The sequence below is a fragment of the Arthrobacter sp. THG-b23 genome, assembly GCF_059091265.1.
The window spans coordinates 146,886-172,274 of sequence record NZ_JBNHGM010000003.1 but is presented as its reverse complement, the minus strand read 5'-3'; the positions used below and the strand labels follow the sequence as shown (position 1 = coordinate 172,274).

Here is a 25,389-nt window from a genome sequence, read left to right as displayed (position 1 = left end):
TCAGGAGCGGGGGTGCGCGGTGGCCAGCAGCCGGCGCTCGTCGTCCGGCGCCAGGCCGGACTTACGCGGACGGTCGGCGCCGGCCGCCAGCTCCCACGCCAAGGTGTCTGCCAGCGTGTCCTGCAGCGGGCGCAAGGCCAGGCCGGCTGCCTTGGCGGCGGCGTTGCTGCGGGAGGCGAAGCCGGCGAAATCGGGCAGCGGCAGCCAGAGCGGCAGGGAGCACTCGCCGGCCCAGGGGTTGACGCCGGCCGCTGACAGTTCCTCCTGGCCCAGGGACAGGACCGGCCCGGTATGGCCCGCGACCCTGCGCGCGGTTTCCAGGTGCCCGGCCAACGGAAGCGCGTCGCCCACCGCGTTGAACTCGCCGGCCAGTTGCTGTTCGGCTGCGGCGATGAGCCAGGCGGCGAGGTCCCTAACGTCGATGACTTGGGCGCCCAACTCCGGCGCGTCGGGAACCAGCACGGCGCCGTCCTCGGCCACGGGCCGGGCGAAGCGCAGGGGCCAGTAACCGGTGCGGTCGGTGATATCGCCCGGACCGGCGATCAGGCCCGGTCGGACGATCAGGCTGCGGTCGGGGCCGAAGACCTGCCGCACCGCCTGCTCGCAGGCGGCCTTCGCCTCGCCGTAGACGTCCGGAGACGTCATCACGTCCGAGGCCAAGGGCGGCAGCAGCCGGGCGGTTTCGTCGGCGCCCGGGGTGCCGGGGTCGGCGTAGACGCTGCAGGAGGACACGAAAACAAAGTGCTCCGCCGTGCCAGCCAGCGCGGCCGCGGCGCGGCCCACCTGGCCCGGCTGCCGGGAGACATCGAGCACGGCATCCCAGTGCTGGCCCGCGACCTTGTCCAAGCTGTCCGGGGCGTCCCGGTCGGCGCGGACCAGCCGCGCCCCGGGCGGAGCGGGCCCCGATGTTCCGCGGGCGAGGCAGGTGACCCGGTGGCCGCGGCGCAGCGCCGCGGCGGCGGTTTCGTGTCCCAACCAGGCCGTGCCGCCCAGGACGAGTAGATGCATGCTGCCCATGGAACACCGTCCCAGGGACTTTGGGCACCGGTTGTTCGCCCAAAGCAGCGAGAACCGCCCGAATTCGTGTCCGGACCTCCTTTTGGCCGGGCGCCCTGGGTCCGGAACTGCGTCTATGCTCCGTAGATGGCTAAACCCGACGACTTCATGCCGCGCCTCGACCCACCGGACCTGGGGGATCTGTCTCCCGGGCAGGCAACAGCCTTGGTTCCTGAGGCCCGCGTGGCAGGGAAGCGGTTTGCCGGTGCGGGAGCGGACGGCCTCCGGCTGGCCGGTGCGTCCTTAACGGAGTGCGAATTCCTGGATGTTTCCGCGGACAGTCTGGACCTGCGTTCTGCCAGTTTGGTGGACGTAACATTCGAGCGGCTGAATGCCCCGGAGTTCAGTGCGCCGCGCTCGCGCTTCCGGCGAGTGGTGATCGGCGGTTCACGCCTCGGCTCGGCCGAAGTTTACGAATCCGAGTGGGAGTCGGTGGAATTCCGCAACTGCAAACTTGGGTATGTGAATCTGCGCGGAGCCGAACTTCAGGACGTCGTGTTTGCCGGCTGCATCCTGGACGAACTGGATCTGGGCGGCGCGACCGGTCGCAGGGTGGCCTTTGAAGACAGCCGGGTCCGCCGGCTCGACCTGACCGGGGCGAAGCTAAAGCACGTGGACCTGCGCGGCCTGGAGATTCGCGAACTGGCTGGGCTGGAAGGCCTGCGCGGCGCGGCAATGACGCCCACCCAGATCAGTGAACTCGCCCCGCTGTTCGCCGCCCATTTTGGGGTCGTGGAAAAAACTTAGCCGCAATATACGGAATTGCCGCACCGAATTAATCCACAGTTCAGCTTTTTTCTGTTTGGATGGTCTGTAGTGGACTGGACAGCACGCGTCCGGCGAACAACAGAAGGTAGATGATGGACTTCCGTCAGGCCGAGCATCCACGGCCAAACCATTTCTTACTTCACATCAGCGACACCCATTTAGTGGGCGGCGACGGCAGGCTGTACGGGGCGGTGGACAGCGAGGCGAAGCTGGAGAAGATCTTCGAGGATCTGGAAGACTCCGGCTCCCGGCCCGAAGCCCTGGTATTTACCGGCGATCTGGCCGACAAGGGCGAACCGGAAGCCTACGGAAAACTCCGCCGGATCGTCGAACCGGCAGCTGTCCGGCTGGGAGCCCAGGTGATCTGGGCGATGGGCAACCACGACGACCGTGCCGGGCTGAAAACCATGCTTTTGGACGAGCCCGGCGGCTCCGAGCCGCTGGACCGGGTCTACGACGTCAACGGCCTGCGCGTGATGACCCTGGACTCAACCGTGCCCGGGGCGCACTACGGCCGGCTGGAGGACGAGCAGCTCCAGTGGCTGGCCGACGAGTTGGCCGAACCTGCGCCGCACGGGACCATCCTGGCCATGCACCACCCGCCGGTGCCGAGTGTGCAGGACCTGTCCGTGCTGGTGGAACTGCGCGGCCAGGCCGAACTGGCCGAGGTGCTGCGGGGCAGCGACGTGAAGTCGATCATCGCCGGCCACCTGCATTACTCCACCACGGCCACGGTTGCCGGCATCCCGGTGTCCGTTGCCTCCGCCACGTGCTACACCCAGGATCTCGCCGCCGACGCGGGCAGCACCCGCGGCCGCGATGCCGCGCAGGCCTACAACATGGTCCACGTCTACGAGGAGACCGTGGTCCATTCGGTGGTTCCGGCGCGCGGAGGCCTGCCGGTGGGCCGCCAGGTCACCGCGGAGCAGACCAGGCAGCTGCTCGAGGCCGCCGCCGTCAGCATTCCCGACGCAGTGCGGCCGGGCCGGGTGCCGGCGCACCACTGACCGGGAAGTTACGACGTCGGCGGTTTCTCCCACGGCGCACGGAGCGGGAAGTAGCGGGCCAGGAAGTCCGTGACCACCCGCTGGCGTTCCTCGGCCGGGACCTCCGGGAAGCTGCCGTCGTTGAGGCAGAAGAAGTCCTTGTTCCGCTTCTGCAGCAGTTTTTCCAGCTGCTTCAGGCCCGAGTACATGGTGGTGTCCACGTACGTGACCTTGGCGCCGGGGTTGGTCACCGCGCGGCCGGTCAGCAGCGCGTAGTAGTGGTAGAGCGAGTTGGTCACCGAGATGTTGTCCTTGGCCCGGAAGCGGCTGGCCGCCGTCGTCTTGAACTCCTCGGCGAATTCTTCCTCCATTTCCAGCATCACGGATTTGCGCAGCGGCGCGGCACAGTGCTCCAGGTGCCGGGTGGTGATTCTGCCGAAGCGGTCGTGCAGCAGCCTGCGGTTTACCCGGGCGGCATTCTCGAAACCGGAACGGTCCAGGTGGTTGTCGCCGAGCCCGATCCGGGTGTCTGCCTCCACGAACTTGGTGATGCCGCCGGGGGAGAAGAACATGTCCGGCCCCACCGGCCGCCCGAAGAACATGTCGTCATTCGAGTACAGGAAGTGCTCGCCCAGTCCGTCGATGTGCTGCAGCTGCGCCTCGATCGCCTGCGAGTTGAACACCGGCAGCACCGAGGGATCGCGGAAATGCTGCTCGCTGCGCACCACCTGGATGTCCGGGTGCTCCGCGTCCAGCCACGCCGGCAGCGGCGAGTCCGTGCAGATGAAGATGCGCCGGATCCAGGGCGCGAACATGTAGACCGAGCGCAGCGCGTACCGCAGTTCGTCGATCTGGCGGAAACGGGCATCGGCGTCGTCGCCCTCACCCACCACGGCGTGCTCCATGAAGCTGTTCCGGTAGCGACGGTACTCCGAATTGTTCCCGTCCACCCAGGAGAAGACGATGTCGATTTCGAAGTCGATGTCCGTGGCGTGGTCGGCGAACATGTTCTCGATGGTGGGCCAGCGGTGCCCGAAGCGCTCCACTTCGCCGCGCACTGCCTCCCCGGCCGGCAGGGTGCGGCGCGTCAGCGAGTTCTCGATCGGCAAGTGGATCAGATCGTTCTCCCACCGCCACAGCTCCACCTGCACACCCGTGCCCTGGCCGTACCGCAGCCCGCCGGTCGGCTCGATCCGGGGCCGGTACAGCCGGAAGGCGCGCGCCTGGTCGCCGTCGGCGAGCTCACCGTCGGCCACCAGCCTGGCCGTTTTTTTCTTCGCGTCCACGGTCAGCGAGTAGAACGGCTCATCGGCGCAGGCGGCCACCAGCGCCGCGCGCAGCTCGTCGCGCTTCTCCCAGTTCACCGCCACCACCGGACGGGCATCGTTGCCGCGCACCAGCAGGTAGGGAATCTGCGCCTCGTCCAGCACCCTGCGGACAAACAGCAGGTCCTCCACCATTGCCTGGTGCGGCGTCAGGGTGGTGTTGACCAGTGCGTAACCGCCCTTGACCATGACCACGTCGGGGCGCTCCGTGAGGCGCACGACGGCGGCGGGCGAGGCAATCTCGACCGTCGACTCGGGTGCGAGGTCGGGTTCGGGCTCGGCGTAGAACGCGTCCTGCACAGCAGGCATGCTGGTCACAAAAAACCTCCGGAGAATGGTGGGGCCAGCCGGTCAAAGGGCTGATGCCACCAATGGTAGAACGTGGGTGGTCGGGCGTTACAGGCGCTGCCGTAACGAAATGAGGGCTGCCGCGGATCGTCCGCGGCAGGCCACCCTTTGACGGTACATGCAGTTGCGCCTGCCCGCGGCGCAAAGACGCGACCGGTCGGCAAAAACCTGTCCCGTGCGACACCGTGGCAGGGCCTGCCGTCTGCCGGGTGGGGGGTCCGCCGCCTGCCGGCTCCGCCGTCGTTGTCTTGACGCTCCCGGCCGCGCAAAGTTCAGCAGCATTTTCCCCGCTGCATGACCAAGGTGGCATACGATCTGTGCATGCCAGATCTTGCCGCGTCGATCGGACTGGTGTCCGAAGTGCTGACGTGGGCTGCCCTGGTCCCCGGCCTGCTGTTGCTGTTCGTGGCAGCGGTGCTGCGCCTGGCCGGGACCCGCTGGCACAGCGCCGACGGCGTCGCGTTCGACGACGGCCGGCGCCGCGGGGTGCGCTGGTTCGACACCCGGCACGGTTTCCTGGAAGGCGTCTTTCCGACCGGAACGGGCGCCGAGGTGGCCGCCGGGTCGGACGTGCTGGTCTACTACGACGCACGGCGGCCCGACCGCTGGCAGGTATCCGAACCGGAGCGACCGGGCCGGATCGTCTTGCTGCTGGGCAAAATCCTGACCGCCGTCGGCCTGCTGTCCGCCGTCGTCGGGCTGCTGGCCATGGTCCTGGCCGGGGGCTAGCGGGGCCGGCTTTTGCTCTCGCCGCATGCGCGGGTAGGGTGGAAAACCGGTGCGCCGGGAAGTCTGGTCGGCAAGTTCTGTTGTCGACCCGTGAGGAGCCGCTGTGGCCGCCAAGACCCCTGAAAGGTCCGCCAAACCCAAGGTATTGGGACGCGGAAGTTATGCCGAAGCACTGCGAATCGGCGAGATCCTGCGGAAGGAAACGGTCGGCGGGGCCCTGCTGGTGGCCGCCGCCGTCATCGCCCTGATCTGGGCAAACTCGCCCGCCGCAGACAGCTACTTCGCCCTGCGCGACTTCACCGTAGGCTACGAGCCCTGGCACCTGGAGCTGAGCCTGGGGGCTTGGGCCGCCGACGGGCTGCTGGCGGTGTTCTTCTTCCTGGTGGGGCTGGAGCTCAAACGCGAGTTCGTCGCGGGGGATCTCAGCAGCCCGCGGAAGGCCATGGTGCCGGTCGCGGCCGCCGTTGGCGGTGTGGTTGTTCCCGCTGTCATCTACGCAGCCATCAACTGGGGCAGTCCGGAGACCATCCGCGGCTGGGCCATCCCCACGGCGACGGACATCGCCTTTGCGGTGGCGGTCCTGGCCGTCATCGGGTCGCACCTGCCCAGCGCGCTGCGGATTTTCCTGCTGACGCTGGCCGTGGTGGACGACCTCATCGCCATCGCCATCATTGCGTTCGTCTACACCAGCGAGATCGAGGTACCGGCACTGCTGCTGGCCCTGATCCCCATCGCGCTCTACGCCTTCCTGGCCCAGAAGTTCCGCAGGTTCTTCGGGAAGCATCAGGTGGCTTTGTGGGCGATCCTGTTGCCCATCGGCATCGTGGCCTGGGTCCTGGTCCATGCCTCCGGCATCCACGCCACCATCGCGGGCGTGGTGCTCGGCTTCACCGTCCCGGTATTGCGCAGCAAGGCCAGCGGCGGACCGGAAGCGGGACCGGGGCTCGCCGAGATCTTCGAACACCGGGTCCGGCCCGTTTCCGCTGGCTTCGCGGTCCCGGTCTTCGCGTTCTTCTCCGCCGGCGTCGCCGTGGGTGGGGTTGATGGGTTTGTCTCGGCCCTCGGCGATCCGGTGGCGGTCGGCGTTATCGCCGGACTGGTGCTCGGCAAGCCGATCGGCATCGTCGGTACCACGTGGCTGATGAGCAAGCTGACCCGGGCGGAGCTGGACAAGTCGATGAAGTGGGTCGACCTGTTGGGCATCTCCATGCTGGCCGGCATCGGCTTCACCGTCTCCCTGCTGGTGGCCGAGCTCAGCTTCGGGCTCGGCACGCCGGCCAACGACCACGCCAAGGTGGCGATTCTCGCGGCGTCCCTGCTGGCCGCGTTGGTGGCGGCGGTGGTATTGCGCGCCCGCAACCGGCATTACCGGCGCATCCAGGCCGAGGAACAGGTCGACGCGGACAACGACGGCATTCCGGACGTCTACCAGGACGGCACGACATAGCCGCACCGGCTTGCGGCCCCGCCGGCGCGGCTTCCCATCGGCCCCGCCGCGCCGGCGTGGCCACACCGGCCCGCGGCCGCGCTGGCACGGCCATACCCGGTTTGCGGCGGCTCCTTTGAGGGCCGTCAGGCCTCCAGATCCCGGCGCCGGAAGGCCAGCGTCCCGCCGCCGATGAGCAGCAACGCGACTGCCGACATCCAGGCCAGCGGCAGCGCGTCCAGGTCCTCCGCCGGTACCCGCGGGACCAGTCCGAACGGCTCGGCGTCAAGCATCGCCTGAGGCAGGTTGAGCACCGCCCCGTACATGCCCACCAGCAGCGCAGCGATCAGCAGGACCCAAACCCACCAGGTGCCGCTGCGCAGCCCGTAGGCGAGGGCACCGGCGCCGGCGAAACACAGGATCAAGGGCAGGAAGACCAGCCCGGCGGCAGCGAAGTCCGCGATGATCGAACCGTCGCCGACCGCCGACAGGGCGCCCAAGGCCAGGCCCAATCCGGAGACAACGAGCATCAGCGCCGAGGCCAGCGCCGTGACCAGCAGCGCGCCCAGGATCCACTGCGCCCGCCCGACCGAGGCCGCGAGCACGGCCCCGGTGCGGCCCTCGGACTCTTCCCTGCCCAACCGACCCATGGAGATCACGGCGAACACGGCCACAGCCATGGCGAAATACTTCAGGAACGCCGCCAGGGCCGTGCGGAGGAAGTCGGAACTGTCGCCCAGGCCCAGCACCGCGGCCAGCTGGGGCTGTGATTCGTAACTGTCCACCACCGCCTGGGCCAGGGATCCGGTCAGAACGGCGAAGACGAACAGGCCGAGGCACCAGCTGATGATGCTGCCGCGCTCCAAGCGCAGGAACAGCCCCGGCAGCCGCACCAGCAGCGGGGTGGCATCGGCGCGGCCCCGGCGGGCGGGCACCAGCCCGGCGGCGAGGTCGCGACGGCCCTGCAGCAGATACGCGGCCGGCACCAGCGCTGCCGCCAGCGCCAGGCACAGCAGCAACGGCCACCAGCGCAGCTCGACATAGGAGCGCGTCTGCTGGATCCAACCGATGGGGGAGAGCCACGACAACGCGCTGCCGCCCAGCGCCTGGGCATCGCCCACACCGCGGAGGATGTACGCCAGGCCCAGCAGCGCCCCGGCCATGCCGGTGGCTGTCCGCGCATGTTCACTCAGCTGCGCGGTCAGCGCCGCCACCGCGCCGAAGACGATCCCGACCAGCGCCGCGCCGGCCGCCATCGCCAGTGAATCAACTGCCGCGAGCCCGTTGGCCACCAGCGCGGCGAACAAGGCCGCTGCCACCGCCAGGTTGGTGAGCAGCATGACCATCAGCGCGGCGGTCAGCGGCGCGCGTCGTCCCACGGGCCCGGCCAGGATGAGCTCGGCCCGTCCGGCTTCTTCATTGGCCCGGGTGTGCCGGACCACCGAGAAGACGGACATCAGCGCGGTGGCGACCGCCAGCATCCCCAGTACTTCGTTGGCCAGCATCGGGCCCAGGCCGTAGCTCTCCAAGCCGTACCCGGGGCCGGCCAGCAGGGCGCCGGACGGGTCCTGCATGATCGCCGCCCGGCTTTGCCATGCCGCCTGGTCTACGTAGACCTGGGGCAGCACCAACGCGAAGTAGCTGATGAACCCGCCGATGGCCAGCGCCCAGACGGGGATCCGCACCCGGTCCAGTCGCAGCGCCAACCGGAGCAGCCGGCCGGTCCCGGCCAGTGCCTGATTCCGTGAGCTGTGCGCCCGGGACGTCCGCGGCGCCGCGGTCGCGGTGCTCATGACCTGCCGCTTTCGGCCGCCGCCCGTTCGTCGGGGCCGTACTGGTGGACGAACAATTCCTCCAGCGTCGGAGGCGTGCTGGTCAGGCTGCGGACGCCCAGCGGCAGCAGGGCCGCCAACGCCGCGGGCAGCGCGGCTTCGTCAACGGTGAAGTGCACGTGCTCGTTGTCCCGCCGGACGTCATGCACGCCGGTGAGGCTGCCCACCACGGTGGCATCGCCGTCGGCCACCACGGCGACGGCGGTGCGCCGCAGGTGCCTCAGCTCGGCGAGCGAACCGGTTTGGACGGCGCGGCCGGCCCGGATGATGGTGACCCTGTCGCACAAGGCCTCGACCTCGGCCAGGATGTGGCTGGAGAGCAACACGGTCTTGCCGGCGTCCTTGGACTCGCGGATGCACTGCTGGAATTCCAGTTCCATCAGCGGGTCCAGGCCGGACGTGGGCTCGTCCAAGACCAGAAGCTCGACGTCGCTGGCCAAGGCGGCGACGAGCGCGACCTTCTGCCGGTTGCCCTTGGAGTAGGAGCGGGTCTTCTTGGTGGGATCCAGTTGGAAGCGTTCCAAGAGGTCCGCCTTGAGTCTGCGGTCGATCCCGCCGCGGAGGCCGGCAAACAGGTCGATCGCCTCGCCGCCGGTGAGCTTGGGCCAGAGGCTGACGTCGCCGGGAACGTATGCCAGCCGGCTGTGCAGGGGCACCGCGCGTGACCACGGGTCCTCGCCGAAGAGCCGGACGGTTCCGGCGTCGGCCTTCAGCAGGCCGAGAATGATGCGGATGGTGGTGGACTTCCCGGCGCCGTTGGGGCCGAGGAAGCCGTGGACCTCGCCGGGTTCCAGCACCAGGTTGAGCTTGTCCAGGGCGCGGACGGAGCCGAAGGCCTTGTCCACCTGGTTCAGGTCGATCACTGCGGACATGGAAAACCACCTGTTTCAGGGGGCGGAACATCGAAGAAACTGCGGGGTGCGCGAGGCGCGGACGGAACACAAAAAAGGTGGATGGTCAGGAAGCGGGCGGGTCCTTCAGATACATCAGGTAGGCGTCGAGCATGTCGCGGTTGGTCATCAAGCCCTGGGTGTAGAGCTCCACATTGGGCAGGCCGTGCCGCTCCAGGTAGCCGCGCATGATGCCGGAGAAATCGGTTGGATCCTCCGGCGGGTAAAGCGTCAGGTCCAGCAGCATGGCACCGAATCCCTGAATCGTCAGGTAGCGGGCGCGGGCCTTCTCGTCGACGGACGGGTGGATGGTGCCGGCGGCGACGCCCTGGGCCAGCCAGGCCTCGGCGTCGGCGGCGAAGTGCTCGATGAAGGACTGGGCCAGATCGCCGCCGGACTGCAGGCTCCGCAAGGCGTAGCCGACCAGCGGCGCCGTTTCCTCCAGCTCCGCCATGGCCGCCAGCAATTGCGTGGGCGAGCCGGGTTCGACGGCCTGTTGCTTGTACGTGCCGATCTTTGCCAACACGTACTCGTCACAGGCCGCCCGCAGGCCGTCTTTGGAACCGAAGTGGTGCAGGATCAGCGCCGGGCTGACCCCTGCCGCGTCCGCGATGGCGCGGACGCCCACGCGAAAACCACGGCTGCCGAACAACACGATGGCAGTGTCCCGGACCCGGGCCCGGGCGGTGAAATCGCTGGGTACGGCCGCAGCCTCCGGCGCTGCTGAACGCATGTTCAGCAGTCTAAACCTGTGTTCAGCCCGTGGCAATGGTCGGGTCCGGCCGCCGGTGGCCGGCTTCCCCGCGCGGCCTCCGTCATCCCTCGCGGCCCTACTCAGCGGCGCCGCCGTCCCCTAGGGTGGAGGCATGGAAGAGGTCGTCCTGGTGGGGTTCGACGGCTCGGAACCCAGCGCCCGGGCACTGGACTGGGGGTTGTTCGAGGCCCAGTCCCGCGGATGGCCGGTGCGGCTGGTCACCGTCGTTTCAACCGCGGGCGTGGACGATCCGGAGGTGGACCACCAGTATCTGGCCTCCGCCCGGCGCGGCGGGGAAGGGGTGCTGCAGGCAGCGCTCGACCGCGCGGGAGCGCTGGGGCTCCAGGCCGAAGGGCACGTCATGGCCGGGGACCCGAGCGAAGTATTGGTGGACGAGTCCGCCTCCGCCGGACTGGCCGTGGTGGGCAAGCGTGGCCGCGGGGGCTTCGCGGGCCGGTTGCTGGGCAGTGTATCCTCCGGCCTGGCGGCCCACGGCGCCTGCCCCACGGTGGTGGTGCCGCAGCGCTGGAAACCGGGCGCGACGGCCGCGGAGGTCTCCCGCGATGCCGCCGCCGAACTGCCCGACGGGCCGGTGCCCTGGCTGCTGCCGTCGCTGCGGGAGGGGACGGACCGGGGGCTGCATCCGCCGGATGCCTCCGAAAAGTTCAGCTACGCCGGGCAGGTGGTGGTCGGCGTCGACCAGTCGGGCAGCTCGAATCCCGCCCTGTGGGCGGCGGCCGAAATAGCCAGCCGGCGTGCCGTGCCGCTGCGGATGCTTTCGTCCCGGGCGCCCTTCTACCGCGATTCGGTCTGGCTGGACCACGCCGAAGGGGCGCACCGGTTCCGCGAGGAAGTCGCCGCAGAGCTGGACGGCCCGCTGCGGGAGGTCCGAGGCCAGTACCCGGATCTGGACGCGAGCTGGAACTTCTATCTGGCCAAGCCCGCGGAAGTCCTGGTCCACGCCACCCGCACGGCCCAACTGATGGTGCTCGGCACGCGCGGCCACGGCGGATTCCCGGGCCTGCTGCTGGGGTCGGTCAGCCAGGCGGTGCTGCACCATGGCCTCTGCCCCATGATGGTGGTGCCCAAGGGCGTGGCGGTTAGCCGGAATCCGTGACGCCGGGAGCCCGGTAGCGGACCTCTCCGGCCATTCGCAGGGCGTCGATGGTTTCATCGACGGTCAGCAGCACGGTTGTTTCGAAGGAGCTCAGCGCACCGCCCCCGCTGATGGCCAGGGCGACGGCGGCCATGGAGACGTTGTTCGGGGCCTCCCACACGCTGTAGCCGTCATGCGCGCCGAAGGCGTACCAGAAGCCGTGCAGTTTTCCGCCGACGGATTCGATGTAGGCCTTGGCCGCTTTCCCCCGGTCCTCAGGGTTGTTGATCATCCTGGCCCAGGTCTCCGGGGTGTAGCTGAACTTCGATAGATACAGCACCATCGGCTTTCCTTTCGAACGTGTCCGGCCCTGGATGGGTGCGGAGCAGACGTTGGCTCACACCTTGGCAGAACGGCGTCCGCGCCGCAGCGCCTGGGCGAACGTGGCCACGGCGTGGCTGGGCAGGGACTGCGCTGCCACGAAGCCGTCAGGCCGCACCAGGTACAGCTGCTCAGGATCGAGCCTCTTGTTCCCGTTCCGCGGCAGCACGTGCAGCGTCAGCCCCAGCGCTGCCTCCACATGATTGACGACGACGGCGCCCGGGTCGCCGTACGAGTGAACCTGCCACTGAAGGCTGCGCAGGACGTCGAAGTTGCTGCCGGTGTACGGCAGCCGCCGTCCCACCACTCGGCCCCGCCGGCCCCGTGCCGCTTCCTTGGCACCCGGGGCCATCCAGTAATGGATCCGGGTCTGCGATATATAGCCAAACAGCCGGGAGGCACCGAAGGACCGCGGCACCAGCCGCGCCACCACGGGGATGAGGAACGGCAGCACCGACCTCCGGGCGGCCAGCGCCCAGGGCGCCGTCGATGTGATGAACGCGAATACCCGGTCCGTGCTTTGCAGCAGCCGCACCGCGACCGGCCGCCGTTCGGCCTCGTAACGGTCCAAATAGGAGTCCGCGGCCCGGCCGGCGAGGACATCGGCGAACTTGAAGGCCAGGTTGTGGGCGTCCTGCAGGCCGGTGTTCATGCCCTGGGCACCCACCGGGGAATGGACATGTGCCGCGTCCCCGGCCAGGAAGACCGGGCCGTTGCGGAACTGGGCGGCGATCCGGTGATGCACGCGGTAGGTGGAGAACCAGTTCGAGGCGCCGTAGCTGACGTCGAACTTCTGGGCCAAGCGCTCCCGGAGGGGCTCCTCGGAGACGTCCGCACCGACGTCGTTAACCCGCCCCTGCGGGCCGCCCTCCGGATCGCGGACCACGCCGATCAACCGGAGGTGGCCGGGACCGCTCATGGGAAATGCCAGCAGGAACTCGTCCACGCCCGCGCGGATATTGACCACGTCGCCGAACAGGCCGCGGACCTCGGTGGCGTCATTGACAAAGAAGGTGTGCGGACTGGTGGAGCCTACAAACCCGATGCCACGGCTGGTCCGCACGGTTGACGAGGCACCGTCGGTGCCCACGCAGTAGCGGGCGCGGACAGACGCCTCGCCCCGTGGGCCCGTCAGCTGGGCCCTGACGGGGTGGTCCGGGTGGCTGCCGTCCGCGATGTCCAGGGCGCCCAGCCGGCAGTCCCACAGCACCTCGCCGCCGAGTGCGTGCAGGTTCTTGAGCAGCAACTCCTCGTTCTTGCTTTGTTCGTAGAACATGATGCCCGGGAAAGGTGTGATCCCGCGGCCCATCCGGCCCAGCGGGACCCTGCCGCGCGGCTTCGTGCCGAAGCCGATGACCACCGCTTCGGCGAGGACGCCTTCGGCCATGACGGTGTCGGCGACGCCCAGCTGGTCGTAAATTTCCATGCTGCGCGCCTGAACCCCGAGGGCCCGGGATTCCCTCGTGGGTCCCGATTTGCCGTCCGTGAGGATGTAGTTGACGCCCAGCTTGGCCAGCCAGTTGGCGAGCATCAGGCCGGTGGGACCTGCCCCGACAATCAGCACATCGGTTTGGAGTTCGGCTGCCATGGCGGTACCTCCTCCTCCGAGATTACCGCTGGCTCGGGAGCAGCGGCAGGGGGCATCGGCAGGGACCGACGCGGGCAGGGGTGATCGGCAGGGACCGCGGCAGCAGCGGCCGGGCGGGACAGGGGCCGCCGGTAGAATTGGCCGGTATCCCCACACAAGATGATCGGAGCCCCATCGTGTCCACCGCGACCGCCCGTCCTGAGCTGACTCCCGAGGAGCGCCAGTCCGTGCTGCGCACCCTCAAGTCGCCGCGGCTGCTGAAGACGGAAGTGCTCGGCGGGCTGGTGGTCGCCCTGGCCCTGATCCCCGAAGCCATTGCGTTCTCGATCATCGCCGGCGTGGACCCGCGCGTCGGGCTGTTCGCCTCCTTCACCATGGCGGTCTCAATCGCGTTCCTGGGCGGCCGCCCGGCGATGATTTCCGCTGCCACCGGCGCGGTGGCGCTGGTGATCGCCCCGCTGGTGGACAGCCACGGCCTGGACTATCTGGTGGCGGCGGTCATCCTGGCCGGCGTGTTCCAAGTGCTGCTCGCGGTGCTTGGCGTGGCGAAGCTGATGCGATTCATCCCGCGGCAGGTGATGGTGGGATTCGTCAACGCGTTGGCCATCCTGATCTTCATGGCACAGGTGCCTGAACTGCTGGGTGTTCCGTGGCTGGTGTATCCGCTGACCGCGCTGGCGCTGGCGATTGTTTTTGGTCTTCCGAAGCTGAGCAACGTGGTGCCCGCGCCCTTGGTGGCCATAGTGGTGCTGACGCTGATCACGGTGTTCGCCTCCGTGGCCGTACCGACCGTGGGCGACAAGGGAGAGCTGCCGGACAGCCTGCCCACACTGTTCTTCCCGGGTGTACCGCTGACCCTGGATACCCTGGAAGTGATCTTCCCGTATGCCTTGGCGATGGCGTTCGTGGGGCTGCTCGAATCGCTGATGACGGTCAAGCTGGTCGACGACGTCACGGACACCCGCTCCAACAAGACCCGCGAATCCTGGGGCCAGGGCGCGGCGAACATCATTACCGGCTTCTTCGGCGGCATGGGCGGCTGCGCGATGATCGGCCAGACCATGATCAACGTCAAAGCCTCCGGGGCCCGCACCCGCATCTCCACCTTCCTCGCGGGGCTGTTCCTGCTCATCCTCGTGGTGGCCCTCGGGGACATCGTGGCGCTGATCCCGATGGCGGCCCTGGTGGCCGTGATGATCTTCGTGTCTTGGGCGACGTTCGACTGGCACAGCATCAAGCCCTCGACCCTGAAGATGATGCCGAAGAGCGAGACCGCCGTCATGCTGGTCACCGTCGTCGCCACGGTCGCCACGAACAACCTGGCCATCGGCGTCGGCCTCGGCGTGCTGACGGCCATGGTGCTGTTCGCCAACCGGGTGTCGCATCTGGTGACCGTGGAGCGGACGGTGTTGGAACTGAACGGCGAGGAAACGGCCACCTACGTGGTCGACGGCGAGCTGTTCTTCGCGTCCTCGAACGACCTTTACACGCAGTTCCAGTACGCACACGACCCGGACAAGGTCGTCATCGACATGCACGCCTCGCACCTGTGGGACGCCTCCACCGTGGCGGCACTGGATGCGATCACCGAGAAGTACCACAGCCACGGCAAGGACGTGCGGATCATTGGGCTCAACTCGGCGAGTGTCACCATGCGCGAGCGGATGGCAGGCAAGCTCAACGGCTGACCCGGTCGCCCGGCCGCGGCCGCACCGGCTGCCTGCCCGCCGCCGCAGCCGGCAGCCTCCCGTGGTCGCCAGTGTCCCGTGGTGGGCGGTCCACCCCATGTACCGCGGCAACGGCGTAGTCTGGGGGCACTCCGGTCCGCACCTGCCGGACCGACCAGCCGACGGGAGGCACACATGAGCGACAGCCTGACCCACGACGATGTGGAGCACTTCGCCGCGCTGCTGGACGCCCGCGAGGCGTCGGACCGCGCCCAGGTGGAGCGCCTCACGGTCGACATTGCCGAAGTCACGGCCGCGACCCGGGACGTCCCGGCCGACGACGAACACGACCCCGAGGGCTCGACGGCCACGCTTGAACGGGCGCGCGAAGTGGCGCTGCTGGTCAGCACGGAAAAGGCGCTGGCGGACATCGCCGCCGCACGGGCCCGGCTGGCGGCCGGCACCTATGGCACGTGCGCCTCGTGCGGCAACCCCATCCCGCGCGAACGCCTGGAGATCCGGCCGGAAGCACAATATTGCGTGACCTGCGCCGCGAAGCAGCGCCGTGCCTGAGCGAACCAAAGTGGATCGTGCCACGCACGGGGCGGGCACCGCCGTCGTTGTTCCGGACGGAGACCCCGTAACCGCGGTGACCGGCACCCGGCTGGCGGACGGCCGGGAACTGCTGTATTTCGACGACGGTGCGCGGCCGGTCCCGCGGGCTTCGCAGGACACCCGGGACCTGCCGGAGCGGCCGCCGGTGGGGGAGCTGCGCTACGACGTGCTGACGGGGGAGTGGGTGGCGCTGGCCGCGCACCGGCAGACCCGCACGTATCTGCCGCCGGCGGACGCGTGCCCGCTGTGCCCGAGCACGCCGGACTACGCCTCCGAAATCCCGGCGGCGGACTATGACGTGGCCGTGTTCGAGAACCGGTTTCCGTCGCTCGGGCCGGACCTGCTGGCAACGCCCGAGGACCCGGAGTGGGGCAGCGCCTACACCGCCGGCGGGCGCTGCGAGGTGGTCTCCTTCACCTCGGCGCATACCGGTTCGTTCTCCGGGCTGGACACCCGCCGAGTGCGCACCGTGATCGACGCGTGGGCGCACCGGACCGCCGCGCTCAGCGCGATGAACGGGATTGCGCAGGTCTTCTGCTTCGAAAACCGCGGCGCGCAGATCGGCGTGACGCTGCACCATCCGCACGGGCAGATCTACGCCTACTCCTACCTGCCGCCGCGCGGGGCAGTCATGGCGGCGGCCGCACAGAAACACTTCGAGGCCTCCGGCGGGCGGCAGACCCTCACCGGGGCGGTGCTCGCCGGCGAGCGCTCCGCCGGCTCCCGGATGGTGCTGGAAGGCGAGCACTTCAGCGCCTACGTGCCGTTCGCGGCGCGCTGGCCGCTGGAGGTGCACCTGGTGCCGCACCGGCAGGTCGCGGACCTCGCCGGGCTCACGGGTGCGGAGCGGGACGAACTGGCGGAGTTGTACCCGCAGCTGCTGGGCCGGTTCGACGCGCTCTACGACAGTCCCACCCCGTACATCGCTGCCTGGCATCAGGCGCCGGTCGCCCGGGCGCTGCGTGAAGCGGGCTACCTGCACCTGCAGCTGACCTCGCCGCGCCGGGCCGCCGACAAGTTGAAGTACCTGGCGGGCTCCGAGGCCGCGATGGGCGCCTTCATCAACGACACGCTGCCGGAGCAGGTGGCCGCCGCGCTGCGGGAGGCGGATCCGGGGCGGACCCCGAGAGCAGGCAACGAAGGGCTGGACGGGACGCGCGCAGCGGGTGAAGCGACCGAGGACGCCGTGGCCGCCGGCGGCGACGCCCCGTGACCGCCGAAGCATTGGCCGCACGCACCGCCGATGCCTTCGCCGCACGGTTCGGCCGCGGCCCGGACGGGGTGTGGGCGGGGCCCGGACGGGCCAATCTGATCGGCGAACACACCGATTACAACGGCGGCTTCGTGCTGCCCTTCGCCATCGACAAGATCACGACGGCGGCGCTCGCCGTGCGCGGCGACCGCACCGTTCGGGTGGCCTCGGCCCTGCCGGGGGCCGAGGCGGTGGAGGTCGGGCTGGATGATCTCGGACCGGGCGCGGTTTCCGGCTGGTCGGCGTACCCGCTGGGCGTGGCCTGGGCGCTGGAGCAGGCGGGAGTACGCCTGCCCGGTTTCGACCTGCTGGTGGACTCGGAAGTTCCGGTCGGCGCCGGATTGTCCTCGTCTGCTGCGCTGGAATGCGCGGTGGCCCTTGGCCTGGCCGAACTGGCCGGAGATCGGCGGGCGGAAGCGGGGCTGGATCGTACCGGGCCGAATCCGACGGGGCTGGTTCGCACGGAGCCGGATCGGGCCGGGCTGGCGGCGGCCGGCCGACGCGCGGAGAACGAGGTGGTCGGTGCGCCCACCGGCATCATGGACCAGTACGCCTCCCTGTTCGGGGCGGCCGGATCCGCGGTGTTTCTGGACTGCCGCAGCGAAGCGGTGGAACTGGTGCCGCTGGACCTCGAGGCTGCGGGCCTGGTGTGCCTGGTGATGGATACCAAGGTCTCCCACGCGCACGCTACCGGGGACTACGCCAGCCGGCGCGACTCATGCGTGCGCGCAGCGAAAGCGCTGGATGTTCCGCTGCTCCGCGACCTTCCGGCCAGTCGGCTGGGGGAGGCACAGCAGTTGCTCGACGACGAGACCTTTCGCCGCGCCCGGCATATCGTGACCGAGAACGACCGCGTCCTGGCCACCGTGGAGGCGCTGCGCTCCGCCGGCCCAGCGGCCATCGGCCGACTGCTGGACGCCAGCCATGTCTCCATGCGCGACGACTTCGAAATCTCCTGCCCCGAGCTTGACCTGGCCGTGGACACTGCGCGGGCGAACGGCGCCCTGGGCGCCCGCATGACCGGCGGCGGTTTCGGCGGTTCAGCCATCGCCCTAATTCCCTCCGGCGAAACAGCCCCGGTGCAGGAGGCTGTGCTGCACGCCTTCACCGCGCAGGGATTCCGCCGGCCCGAGCTGTTCACCGTGTTGCCGGCCGACGGAGCACGCCGCCTGCTGTAGGCCGGACTATCCGGCCAGCGGACCGGCCAGCGAGACCGCAAGCGTGGCGGCAATCATGGACGGGCCGAAAGGGATGTCCGAATCCCGCTTGAGCACGCGGGCCAGCATCAGCAGGACGATGACCGCGGCGTTCAGCAGGAACGCCCCCAGCAGGACGGCCACCCACGCCGCTACCCCGTCATAGCCGGCAAACAGGCCCACCACGGCGGCAAGTTTTACGTCTCCCATTCCGATGCCGCCGGGCTTGATCAGGGCCGCCAGCAGATAGGCGGCAAACATCGCCAACGAGCCGAGCACCCCGGCCAAAACCGGCTGCCACGCTGAATCGGTGAAGGCGGGCAGGAGCAGCAGCGCCAAGGCCGCCCCCAGGAACGGAAGGACCACGCGATTGGGCAGCAACTTGTGCCGCAGGTCAATGGCGGCCAGCAGCACGCCGAGGACAGCCAGAAGGCCGAAGGCCGGCAGCTCAGCGGCTTCCCGGGACGGGGCGAGAAGGCCGCACAGTACGCCGGTGGCGGCGGCCATCGGTCCGCGCCACCCAGCGGGCAGGGATGTGCGCTCCTCCCGGCGGGCGAGCGCGAAGACGCACCAGCCGGCAAGGGCTCCGGCGGCGGTCAGGACGAGTGCCAGCAACATGGTCACCGGCACCGGCACCGGCACCGTCCACAGGCCAGAGCCCTTGTTCCTTCATGTCCCTCGGCTCTTCGGATCGTTGGTCACCCTTTCATCACATCGCTGCCCGACATAGGCTCAAAGCAGAACTAATCGATTAACCTCTAGGAGTATCAGAGATCCGGGCTTCTGCAGAGGCCGGACAGGCCTTCGGGCATGAGCCCGACGCGGACCGTGCAGGGAGGAGATGCAGCATGAGTGACCCAGGTGCGGCCGTAGTGATAGAAGACGACGTGGACATCCGCAATCTTGTGAGCGCCGTCCTCCTGCAATCAGGATTCGACGTGCAGGCAGCCGCGAGCGGGCGGGAAGGTATCCGTGCCGTGCGACAACGTATAACCACCGTAGTCACCTTGGACATCTCGCTGCCGGACATCGACGGCTTCGAAGTGCTCCGGCGGATCCGCCAATTCAGCAACTGCTACATCGTGATGCTCACCAGCAGGAACGAAGAACTCGACACGCTCACGGCGTTGCAGCTTGGTGCGGACGACTACATGACAAAACCGTTCCGTCCCCGTGAGCTGCGGGCCAGGATCCAGGCGATGATGCGCCGGCCCCGCACTCCCCATCCGCTGGAAACCACCCTGGCAAACGCGCCGCCGCTACCTGCGGCCCCGCCCGCCGACAGCAGAATCCTCGAGCATAATGGGCTCCTCCTTGATTCGGACCGGCGCACGGCGTCTCGCGAGGGTGAGGAACTGCGTCTGACCAGGAGCGAGTTCAACGTGCTTCAGGAAATGCTGCGCAGTTCGGGGGCCGTCCGCTCGAAGGCCGAACTCGTCAAGGTAGTGCGCGGGGACTATTACCCCGAAGACGCCTATATCAGTGAAGCCGATGAGCGGGCGATCGAAGTCCACGTGGGTAATCTGCGGCGCAAACTGAAGGAAGATCCGCACCGCCCCCGCTGGCTCGTTACGGTGCGGGGAATCGGTTATCGGCTGGCGCCGGAGCGCTCGGTGTAGCGGGTGCTCCTCCTTCGGCCTTCATTCCCTGCATTTCGCTGACCGTGGCCGTACCGCATTGATGGATGAGAGCAAGCAGGGCGGTTGCCTCCGCGAATTCCGCCGCCCGAACATGAGCCTCGACCTTGCCGGACAGCCAGGCCAATTGACTGGCGCCCACCATGATCGAGGCGGTCTTCAGGCTGAGGACCGCATCCAGGGAATCGGTCCGGTCTTGGCTTTCCAACGCGGTCTCCAAGCAGCTGAACCGTTCCGGCCACGCTTCGGAAAAGTCCTGGACCAATCCGCGCGCGATGCCGTGGTCGGCCAAACCGTCGCCAAGGTCTTCCACTACCGCGGGGTCAACCAGCGGCAGGACCTGGTGCTGGTCAGCGGCCATCATGGCACGCGCCGCGGGGGACGGGTCCCGGCCGGGACCAGGCCGGCCAGTGCACAGTGGGTGGATGGGGTGGGCATGGTTCGAGACTACTTTCCGATGGCGGGTGGGTCTGCCGGTTTTCCGGTTTCTTTGGCTAATGTTGCGGTATTGCTGTGGTTGCCGGCGTGCCGGTCCTCGGTCAGCCGCCAAGGGTGGCGATGATGTTCAATGCCGCAGGGCCGAGCAACGCGATAAAAAGCACCGGAAGAATGCAGAACATCAGCGGGAAGACTACCTTGACCGGGATCTGCATGGCCTTTTCCTCGGCGCGCTGGCGCCGCTTGACGCGCATCTCGGCCGCCTGCGTGCGGAGCACGCCGGAGACGGACACGCCATAGGCGTCCGCCTGGATGACGGCGCGAACGAACTGCTGCAGGTCCTTCGACGTGGTCCTGCCGGCCAGGGAGTCGTAGGCCTCGCGGCGCGAGCGGCCCACCTGCATGTCCTGCAGGACGCGGATCAGTTCGGCGGCCAGCGGGCCGGAACCGTTCGCTCCTACCCGGGCGACCGCCGCGTCGAAACCCAGGCCGGCCTCCACTGCGATGGTCATCTGGTCCAGCGTGTCCGGCAGTTCTTCGCTGATCTTTGCCTGGCGTTTCTGCCCCGCGCTGTGCAGCAGAAGATCGGGGAGGCAGTAAGCGACGACGGCGACGACGATGGCCAGCAGGACGCTGGACCCTGCGGATGTGGCGGCCACGTACAGGAGCCCGAGTACGATGCCTGCCACGGCAAGTACGATCTTCGCCGCCATGAGCCGCTTCAGCGGCCAGGCCTCGGGACGTCCGGCCAGCGCAAGCTGGCGTTCCAAACGCTGGGCAAAGGTGGCGGGCGTGAACCGGCTGGCCAGCGCCTCGAACCGGCGCCGGCGTTTGCGTTTGACCGCGCGCGGCCCGGCCAGGCCACGGGACAAATTGGCCCGAATGGCCTCGTGCTGGGGATTCTTGCCGCCCACCAGGGACCAGGCAAACAGCGGGAGCGACAGCACCAGGGCTGCGGCAGCCACCATAATAGTCAGCGGCATCGGCGGACTCCTTTACTAACGGTGCGGAACTTAGAACTTGAAGCTGACGACTTTGCGCATCCACAGCCCGCCCGCGATGAGCAGGGCTGCCGCCGCCGCCAGCAGGGAAAAACCGAGCGGGCTCTGGGTGAAGCTGTCCAGATAGCCGGGGCTGGACACGAACAGGAACCCGCTGAGGCCAAAGGGCAGGACCATCAGGACCAAGGCGGAGATCCGCCCTTCGGCGCTGAGCGCCTTGACCTGTCCCCGGATTTGGGAGCGCTCCCTGATCGTCTGGCCCACCTGGTCAAGGACCTCGGCAAGGTTGCCGCCTACCTCGCGATGGATGTCTATGGCCTGAGCCACCCAGTGGAAGTCTTCGCTGCCCATCCTGTCGGCGGTATCGTGCAGCGACTCACCGAGGTCGCGGCCCAGCCTCGTTTCGTTGACCACCCGACGGAGCTCTTCGGACGTCGGGGCCGCCGACTCGGCGGAGACCGCATCCACCGCCCGCAGCAGGCTGTGGCCGGCACGCAGGCCGCTGGCCAGCAGTTGGAGCGTGTCGTCGAGCTGGTCGGCGAAGGCCGTCCGGCGCCGGCCGGCCCGGAAAGCCAGGACCGCTTTTGCGACGGCAGGGGCTGCAACAGCCAGGAGCAGGGCGGCTGCGGGTCCCGCGAGCATGAGCCCGAGGGCCGCGCTGACTGCTGCGCCGGACAGAACCAGCACCACCAGTTCCGCGGGGCTGAGCTTCAACCCGGCGGCTTCGAGGGCTCCGGCTATCGCCGGGGCTTGCCGGCGGCGGGCCAGGAGCCGTTCGATGGCAGCGGTGGAGCGGGCGGCCACATCACTGAGCCGTGAGCCGCGTTCCGCGGTACCGCGGCGGGACGCCGGAAGCCGCAAGGATCGCGTGCCGAACACCGCTGTCACCAGCAGGGCCAGGGAACCGTAGCAGAACAGCATCCCGGCAACCAGGACCGCCGGGGTCATCGTGCGGCCGCCGAGGTCCGCAATGGGCCGGTGGCCGGCTCGAAGATGTCGGCCGGCAGGTCGATGCCCAATTCCCGGAACCTGTCGGTAAACCGGGGACGAACCCCGGTTGGAACGGGTTTGCCCAGGAATCTGCCGCCGGCATCCACTCCGGCGCTGTAGTCGAAGACGAAGGCGTCCTGCAGCGTCACAATGTCGCCTTCCATGCCCTGTACCTCGGTCACATGCGTGACTCGGCGCGTACCGTCTCGCAGGCGGGTCAGTTGCACAATGACGTCCACCGCGGAGGCGATCTGTTCCCGGATCGCCCGCAGGGGCAGATCCATCCCAGCCATCAGCACCAAGGTTTCCAGGCGCGCGATGGCGTCCCTGGGGGAGTTCGAATGCACGGTGGACAGCGATCCGTCGTGGCCGGTGTTCATGGCCTGGAGCATGTCCAGGGTTTCTCCGCCGCGGACCTCGCCCACCACGATCCGGTCCGGGCGCATGCGCAGCGAGTTGCGGACGAGGTCGCGGATGGTGATCGCGCCCTTGCCCTCGATGTTGGTCGGGCGGCTTTCCAGCCGGACCACGTGGTCCTGCTGCAGTTGCAGTTCCACGGCGTCTTCGATGGTGACAATGCGCTCGCCGGCCGGAATGAAGGAGGAGAGCACATTCAGCAGGGTCGTCTTTCCGGTGCCGGTACCGCCGGACACGATGATGTTCAGCCGTGACCGGACGCAGGCGTCCAACAACGCGGCCATCTCCGGTGAAAGTGTGCCGAAGCCAATGAGGTCCTGGACCTGAAACGGGTCGGCGGCAAACTTCCGGATGGTCAGGGAGGACCCGTTGACTGCCAGCGGCGGAATGACCGCGTTCACGCGGGAACCGTCGGCCAAGCGGGCGTCGACGAGCGGCGACGATTCGTCGATTCGGCGGCCGACCCGGGAGACGATGCGTTCAATGACGCGGCGCAGCTGTTCCTCGGACAGGAACCGTGCTGTGCTGCGCGACAGCTTGCCCTTGTGCTCCACATAGATCATGTCGGGTCCGTTCACCATGATTTCGGAGACGTCCGGATCTTCCAGCAGCGGCTGCAGCGGACCATAGCCGAGCACGTCGTCGCTGACTTCACGGATCAGCCGCTGGCGCTCCTGGTGGCTGAGAGAGTTTTCTTCTTCCTCCACCACCTTGGCAAGTTCCTGCTGCACCACGAGATGCAGCTTGTCCTCGTCCAGGGAGGAATCCAGCAGCCGCGATCCCATGCGTTCGAACAGGACCGTGCTGGCACGTTCCTTCATCTTGGACAGAGCATCCTGCGCCGGGGGCTGGGCCGCCGGGGGAGCGGTGCGGCCGGCGGCGGCCGGCTGCGCAGCGGCCACGGCGGAGGAGGACGCCGCCGCCGCAGCCGTCACACGCACCGCCGGAGCAGCGGAGCCGGAAGCAGCCGGTGCCGGCGCAGCCACCGTGGCGGTTGCGGCCTGCGCTGCCGCCTGATGACGGGCGGGGGGAGCTGTAGGGGCGGTGCCGTGCACTGCCTGAAGCCGTTGGGCAAGGTTCATGGCTATCCTCTTCGGTGGCGGCCGCGGCGCTTGAGCAGGCCGGCCGGGGCGGGGGCAAAGCGGTCCACCACCTTGTGCAAGGCGCGGGCCGCAGGATCGCGCGGGGCGCTTTCGAGCACCGGCACGCCTTGGTTGGTGGAAATCCGGACCGCGCGGGTGTCCGGGATGACGTCGTCGACTTTGCAGCCGAGGGTGGTCTCCGCATCGCGGCGGGTGAGGCCGTCGCGCGGATCCGCCCCGTTCAACACGATGTGGCGGGTGAGCGGTTCCATGCCCAGCTCGCGCAGGATTTCGAGCTCCTTTCGGAGACCGCGGATGCTGGGAACGTCCATGCCGCCCACGAAGATATAGTCCGTGGCACGGTCCAGCGCCGCCAGCGTGTGCTCCGACAGCCCTGGGGACGTGTCGATGACGACGTGCGCGTACTGCGCGGCCAGTTGGTCCAGCAGCAGCGATACCTGCTCGCCCGTGACCTGATCGGCATCGGCCGGCGACGGCGGCGCGCACAGCGCATACAGCCCGCTGGGGTGCCGGGCCAGGAAAGACTTGAGCACAATGCTGTCTTTCTGCGCGTTGGGCTGCACGGCGTCGACCAGCGAATGCTCCGGCTCCAGGCAGAGCGCGCTGGCCACGTCGCCGAACTGCAGGTCGAGGTCGACGATGACGGTCTGCTGCTCCGAGGCCGCAGCCAGCCCGACGGCGAGGTTGGTCGCCACCGTGGTCTTTCCGGCGCCGCCCTTGGGCGAGACGACGGCGATCACGCGGCCGTTCGCGGCCTGGCCGTCGGACGAGGGAACGCTGTGCCGGCGGTGATTGGCGCTGCGAACCGCACGGTGCAGCAGCGCCGCGATATCGCGGACATCCGCGCCGGGATCCACGACGTCGCGGATGCCGGCGCGCATGGCGGCCAGCACGACGTCGGGGCTCGGCCCCGCGACCAGGAGCACCGAAACCTCGGGCCGCTGCGATTCGAACTCGGCCGCCAGGTCCAACGCCTGCCCGGGGGCCAGCCCGGGGCCAAGCACCACCGCATCCACGAGTTGCGGGTTGGACAGCACGGCGAAGACATCGTTGGGTTCGGTGGGGAGGCCCGCCCCGTTCCACAGCTGGGTATGGCCGGCCAGCGAACCTACGGCGGCGGCGGCGAAGCGTTGTTCGAAGTCGGCGTCTGTGCCGACCAGTACGTAGCGGCTCATTTGTAGACCTCGTCCCTGTCCACCAGGCGCGTTCCCTTTTCGCTGGCGTCGGCCGGTTCCTTCGAGAGCCAGGTGCGGGCGTACTCCTGGGCATACACGATCTTTTCGGCGTCCGGTGCCATGACCGCCAGGGTGACCAGCACGTTGTTGGCGGGGACGGTGGCATCGCCGGACTCGGCGGCGACCGCCACGCCCTGGACCCGGGTGACCAGGACCTTATGCAGCTCCAAGTGTGTGACGCCCTTGGCGTCGCCGGGGCCTTCCATGGAGATGAAGACGCCCACGGTGTCTCCGGCCTTCAACTGCCCGCCAACCACGCGAGCCGGCTCAAGGGAGATGGAGAGCTCTTGCATGCCCTTCGGGACCGCGACGGTTCCCGGTTCCTGCAGGTCCGCGGGTGGGGCGAAGCGGGCGGCCAGCAGCTGTTCGCCAGCCAGCAGATCGACGGTGGCGACCTTTCCGGCCAGCTTCTGCATGTCCGTTACTACCCCGTCCGCGGCGACCTTGGCCGGAACCAGTTCGGTCGCAACGTACGCGCCGAGCTCTTCGGCGGGCGTGCCGGCCGGCACATCCTTGGCCACCACCAGGACCTCCACCGTCTCGGTGCCGGCTAGGGCGCGCTGATCGGCGCTGCCGATGTAGGCGAGGACCATTATGGTTCCGACGACGGCCATCAGCAGGGCCGCCAGGGCGCCTATGATTCTCTTTTTCACCGACGG

Annotated in this window: 24 protein-coding genes; 10 read left to right on the top strand and 14 right to left on the bottom strand. The window is 68.6% G+C overall.

Annotation, left to right across the window (positions count from 1 at the left end):
* Complete coding sequence (locus AC5RVD_RS07665) at window positions 1-1,008, bottom strand: NAD-dependent epimerase/dehydratase family protein (protein ID WP_494126564.1); 1,008 nt, start codon at window positions 1,006-1,008, stop codon at window positions 1-3.
* A gap of 135 nt (window positions 1,009-1,143) precedes the next feature.
* Between AC5RVD_RS07665 and AC5RVD_RS07660 the strand changes: the two genes are divergently transcribed.
* Together AC5RVD_RS07660 and AC5RVD_RS07655 are read left to right on the top strand one after the other, a co-directional pair.
* On the top strand, window positions 1,144-1,803 hold the full coding sequence (locus AC5RVD_RS07660; protein ID WP_494126563.1) for a pentapeptide repeat-containing protein: 660 nt from the start codon (window positions 1,144-1,146) through the stop codon (window positions 1,801-1,803).
* Between the two features lie 113 nt (window positions 1,804-1,916).
* The gene (locus AC5RVD_RS07655; protein ID WP_494111725.1) at window positions 1,917-2,831 is read left to right on the top strand and encodes a phosphodiesterase; all 915 of its coding nucleotides are present in this window, start codon (window positions 1,917-1,919) and stop codon (window positions 2,829-2,831) included.
* An 8-nt stretch (window positions 2,832-2,839) separates the two neighbouring features.
* Here the strand turns inward: AC5RVD_RS07655 and AC5RVD_RS07650 are convergent, their stop codons facing one another.
* Window positions 2,840-4,444 (bottom strand): stealth conserved region 3 domain-containing protein, encoded by a 1,605-nt coding sequence (locus AC5RVD_RS07650; RefSeq protein ID WP_494126562.1) that lies wholly within the window; start codon window positions 4,442-4,444, stop codon window positions 2,840-2,842.
* Window positions 4,445-4,804: 360 nt separating this feature from the next.
* Between AC5RVD_RS07650 and AC5RVD_RS07645 the strand changes: the two genes are divergently transcribed.
* Window positions 4,805-5,212, top strand: a complete 408-nt coding sequence (locus AC5RVD_RS07645) for a hypothetical protein (RefSeq protein WP_494111727.1) — start codon at window positions 4,805-4,807, stop codon at window positions 5,210-5,212.
* 103 nt (window positions 5,213-5,315) lie between these two features.
* Window positions 5,316-6,659: a Na+/H+ antiporter NhaA gene (nhaA, locus tag AC5RVD_RS07640; RefSeq protein WP_494126561.1), complete on the top strand. Its 1,344-nt coding sequence runs from the start codon at window positions 5,316-5,318 to the stop codon at window positions 6,657-6,659.
* A gap of 125 nt (window positions 6,660-6,784) precedes the next feature.
* Here nhaA and AC5RVD_RS07635 read toward each other — a convergent pair whose 3' ends face one another.
* The 3 genes from AC5RVD_RS07635 to AC5RVD_RS07625 form a co-directional block, all read right to left on the bottom strand.
* The gene (locus AC5RVD_RS07635) at window positions 6,785-8,431 is read right to left on the bottom strand and encodes an ABC transporter permease (RefSeq protein ID WP_494126560.1); all 1,647 of its coding nucleotides are present in this window, start codon (window positions 8,429-8,431) and stop codon (window positions 6,785-6,787) included.
* Entirely contained in the window at window positions 8,428-9,342 is a 915-nt protein-coding gene (locus AC5RVD_RS07630; RefSeq protein WP_494126559.1) for an ABC transporter ATP-binding protein, read from the bottom strand. The genes AC5RVD_RS07635 and AC5RVD_RS07630 overlap by 4 nt, the downstream gene beginning before the upstream one ends.
* 85 nt (window positions 9,343-9,427) lie before the next feature.
* Window positions 9,428-10,093, bottom strand: a complete 666-nt coding sequence (locus tag AC5RVD_RS07625) for a TetR/AcrR family transcriptional regulator (protein ID WP_494111731.1) — start codon at window positions 10,091-10,093, stop codon at window positions 9,428-9,430.
* Window positions 10,094-10,226: 133 nt separating this feature from the next.
* Between AC5RVD_RS07625 and AC5RVD_RS07620 the strand changes: the two genes are divergently transcribed.
* On the top strand, window positions 10,227-11,231 hold the full coding sequence (locus AC5RVD_RS07620; protein ID WP_494126558.1) for a universal stress protein: 1,005 nt from the start codon (window positions 10,227-10,229) through the stop codon (window positions 11,229-11,231).
* Here AC5RVD_RS07620 and AC5RVD_RS07615 read toward each other — a convergent pair.
* Entirely contained in the window at window positions 11,215-11,553 is a 339-nt protein-coding gene (locus AC5RVD_RS07615; RefSeq protein ID WP_494126557.1) for a GYD domain-containing protein, read from the bottom strand. The two genes, AC5RVD_RS07620 and AC5RVD_RS07615, sit on opposite strands and share 17 nt — an antisense overlap.
* 54 nt (window positions 11,554-11,607) lie before the next feature.
* The gene (locus AC5RVD_RS07610; protein WP_494126556.1) at window positions 11,608-13,179 is read right to left on the bottom strand and encodes an FAD-dependent monooxygenase; all 1,572 of its coding nucleotides are present in this window, start codon (window positions 13,177-13,179) and stop codon (window positions 11,608-11,610) included.
* A 176-nt stretch (window positions 13,180-13,355) separates the two neighbouring features.
* Here AC5RVD_RS07610 and AC5RVD_RS07605 point away from each other — a divergent pair, with 176 nt between their 5' ends.
* From AC5RVD_RS07605 to AC5RVD_RS07590, 4 genes are all read left to right on the top strand, one after another.
* Window positions 13,356-14,867 carry a SulP family inorganic anion transporter gene (locus tag AC5RVD_RS07605; RefSeq protein WP_494126555.1) on the top strand — a complete coding sequence of 504 codons (1,512 nt, stop codon included), beginning with the start codon at window positions 13,356-13,358 and terminating at the stop codon, window positions 14,865-14,867.
* 174 nt (window positions 14,868-15,041) lie between these two features.
* Window positions 15,042-15,419, top strand: coding sequence for a TraR/DksA family transcriptional regulator (locus AC5RVD_RS07600; RefSeq protein ID WP_494111735.1), 378 nt, complete (start codon window positions 15,042-15,044; stop codon window positions 15,417-15,419).
* 76 nt (window positions 15,420-15,495) lie between these two features.
* The gene (gene galT / locus AC5RVD_RS07595; protein ID WP_494126739.1) at window positions 15,496-16,674 is read left to right on the top strand and encodes a galactose-1-phosphate uridylyltransferase; all 1,179 of its coding nucleotides are present in this window, start codon (window positions 15,496-15,498) and stop codon (window positions 16,672-16,674) included.
* Window positions 16,671-17,891 (top strand): galactokinase, encoded by a 1,221-nt coding sequence (locus AC5RVD_RS07590; protein ID WP_494111736.1) that lies wholly within the window; start codon window positions 16,671-16,673, stop codon window positions 17,889-17,891. The genes galT and AC5RVD_RS07590 overlap by 4 nt, the downstream gene beginning before the upstream one ends.
* Before the next feature lie 6 nt (window positions 17,892-17,897).
* On the opposite strand, the gene AC5RVD_RS07585 is transcribed toward AC5RVD_RS07590, so the two are convergent.
* Window positions 17,898-18,539: a prepilin peptidase gene (locus tag AC5RVD_RS07585; RefSeq protein WP_494126554.1), complete on the bottom strand. Its 642-nt coding sequence runs from the start codon at window positions 18,537-18,539 to the stop codon at window positions 17,898-17,900.
* Window positions 18,540-18,757: 218 nt separating this feature from the next.
* Here AC5RVD_RS07585 and AC5RVD_RS07580 point away from each other — a divergent pair, with 218 nt between their 5' ends.
* Entirely contained in the window at window positions 18,758-19,528 is a 771-nt protein-coding gene (locus AC5RVD_RS07580) for a response regulator transcription factor (RefSeq protein WP_494126553.1), read from the top strand.
* Here AC5RVD_RS07580 and AC5RVD_RS07575 read toward each other — a convergent pair.
* The 6 genes from AC5RVD_RS07575 to cpaB all read right to left on the bottom strand — a co-directional run bounded on the left by AC5RVD_RS07575 (window position 19,479) and on the right by cpaB (window position 25,383).
* Window positions 19,479-19,910 carry an Hpt domain-containing protein gene (locus AC5RVD_RS07575; protein WP_494126552.1) on the bottom strand — a complete coding sequence of 144 codons (432 nt, stop codon included), beginning with the start codon at window positions 19,908-19,910 and terminating at the stop codon, window positions 19,479-19,481. The genes AC5RVD_RS07580 and AC5RVD_RS07575 overlap by 50 nt on opposite strands.
* 175 nt (window positions 19,911-20,085) lie before the next feature.
* The gene (locus AC5RVD_RS07570) at window positions 20,086-20,967 is read right to left on the bottom strand and encodes a type II secretion system F family protein (RefSeq protein WP_494122528.1); all 882 of its coding nucleotides are present in this window, start codon (window positions 20,965-20,967) and stop codon (window positions 20,086-20,088) included.
* A gap of 30 nt (window positions 20,968-20,997) precedes the next feature.
* Window positions 20,998-21,933 (bottom strand): type II secretion system F family protein, encoded by a 936-nt coding sequence (locus AC5RVD_RS07565; RefSeq protein WP_494111741.1) that lies wholly within the window; start codon window positions 21,931-21,933, stop codon window positions 20,998-21,000.
* Window positions 21,930-23,474: a TadA family conjugal transfer-associated ATPase gene (locus tag AC5RVD_RS07560; RefSeq protein ID WP_494126551.1), complete on the bottom strand. Its 1,545-nt coding sequence runs from the start codon at window positions 23,472-23,474 to the stop codon at window positions 21,930-21,932. Before AC5RVD_RS07560 ends, AC5RVD_RS07565 begins: the two co-directional genes overlap by 4 nt.
* 2 nt (window positions 23,475-23,476) lie before the next feature.
* A complete protein-coding gene (locus AC5RVD_RS07555) occupies window positions 23,477-24,670 on the bottom strand; it encodes a CpaE/TadZ family protein (RefSeq protein WP_494126550.1) in 1,194 nt (397 codons plus the stop codon).
* Window positions 24,667-25,383, bottom strand: coding sequence for a Flp pilus assembly protein CpaB (gene cpaB, locus AC5RVD_RS07550; protein ID WP_494126549.1), 717 nt, complete (start codon window positions 25,381-25,383; stop codon window positions 24,667-24,669). The genes AC5RVD_RS07555 and cpaB overlap by 4 nt, the downstream gene beginning before the upstream one ends.
* Between the last annotated feature and the right edge of the window lie 6 nt (window positions 25,384-25,389).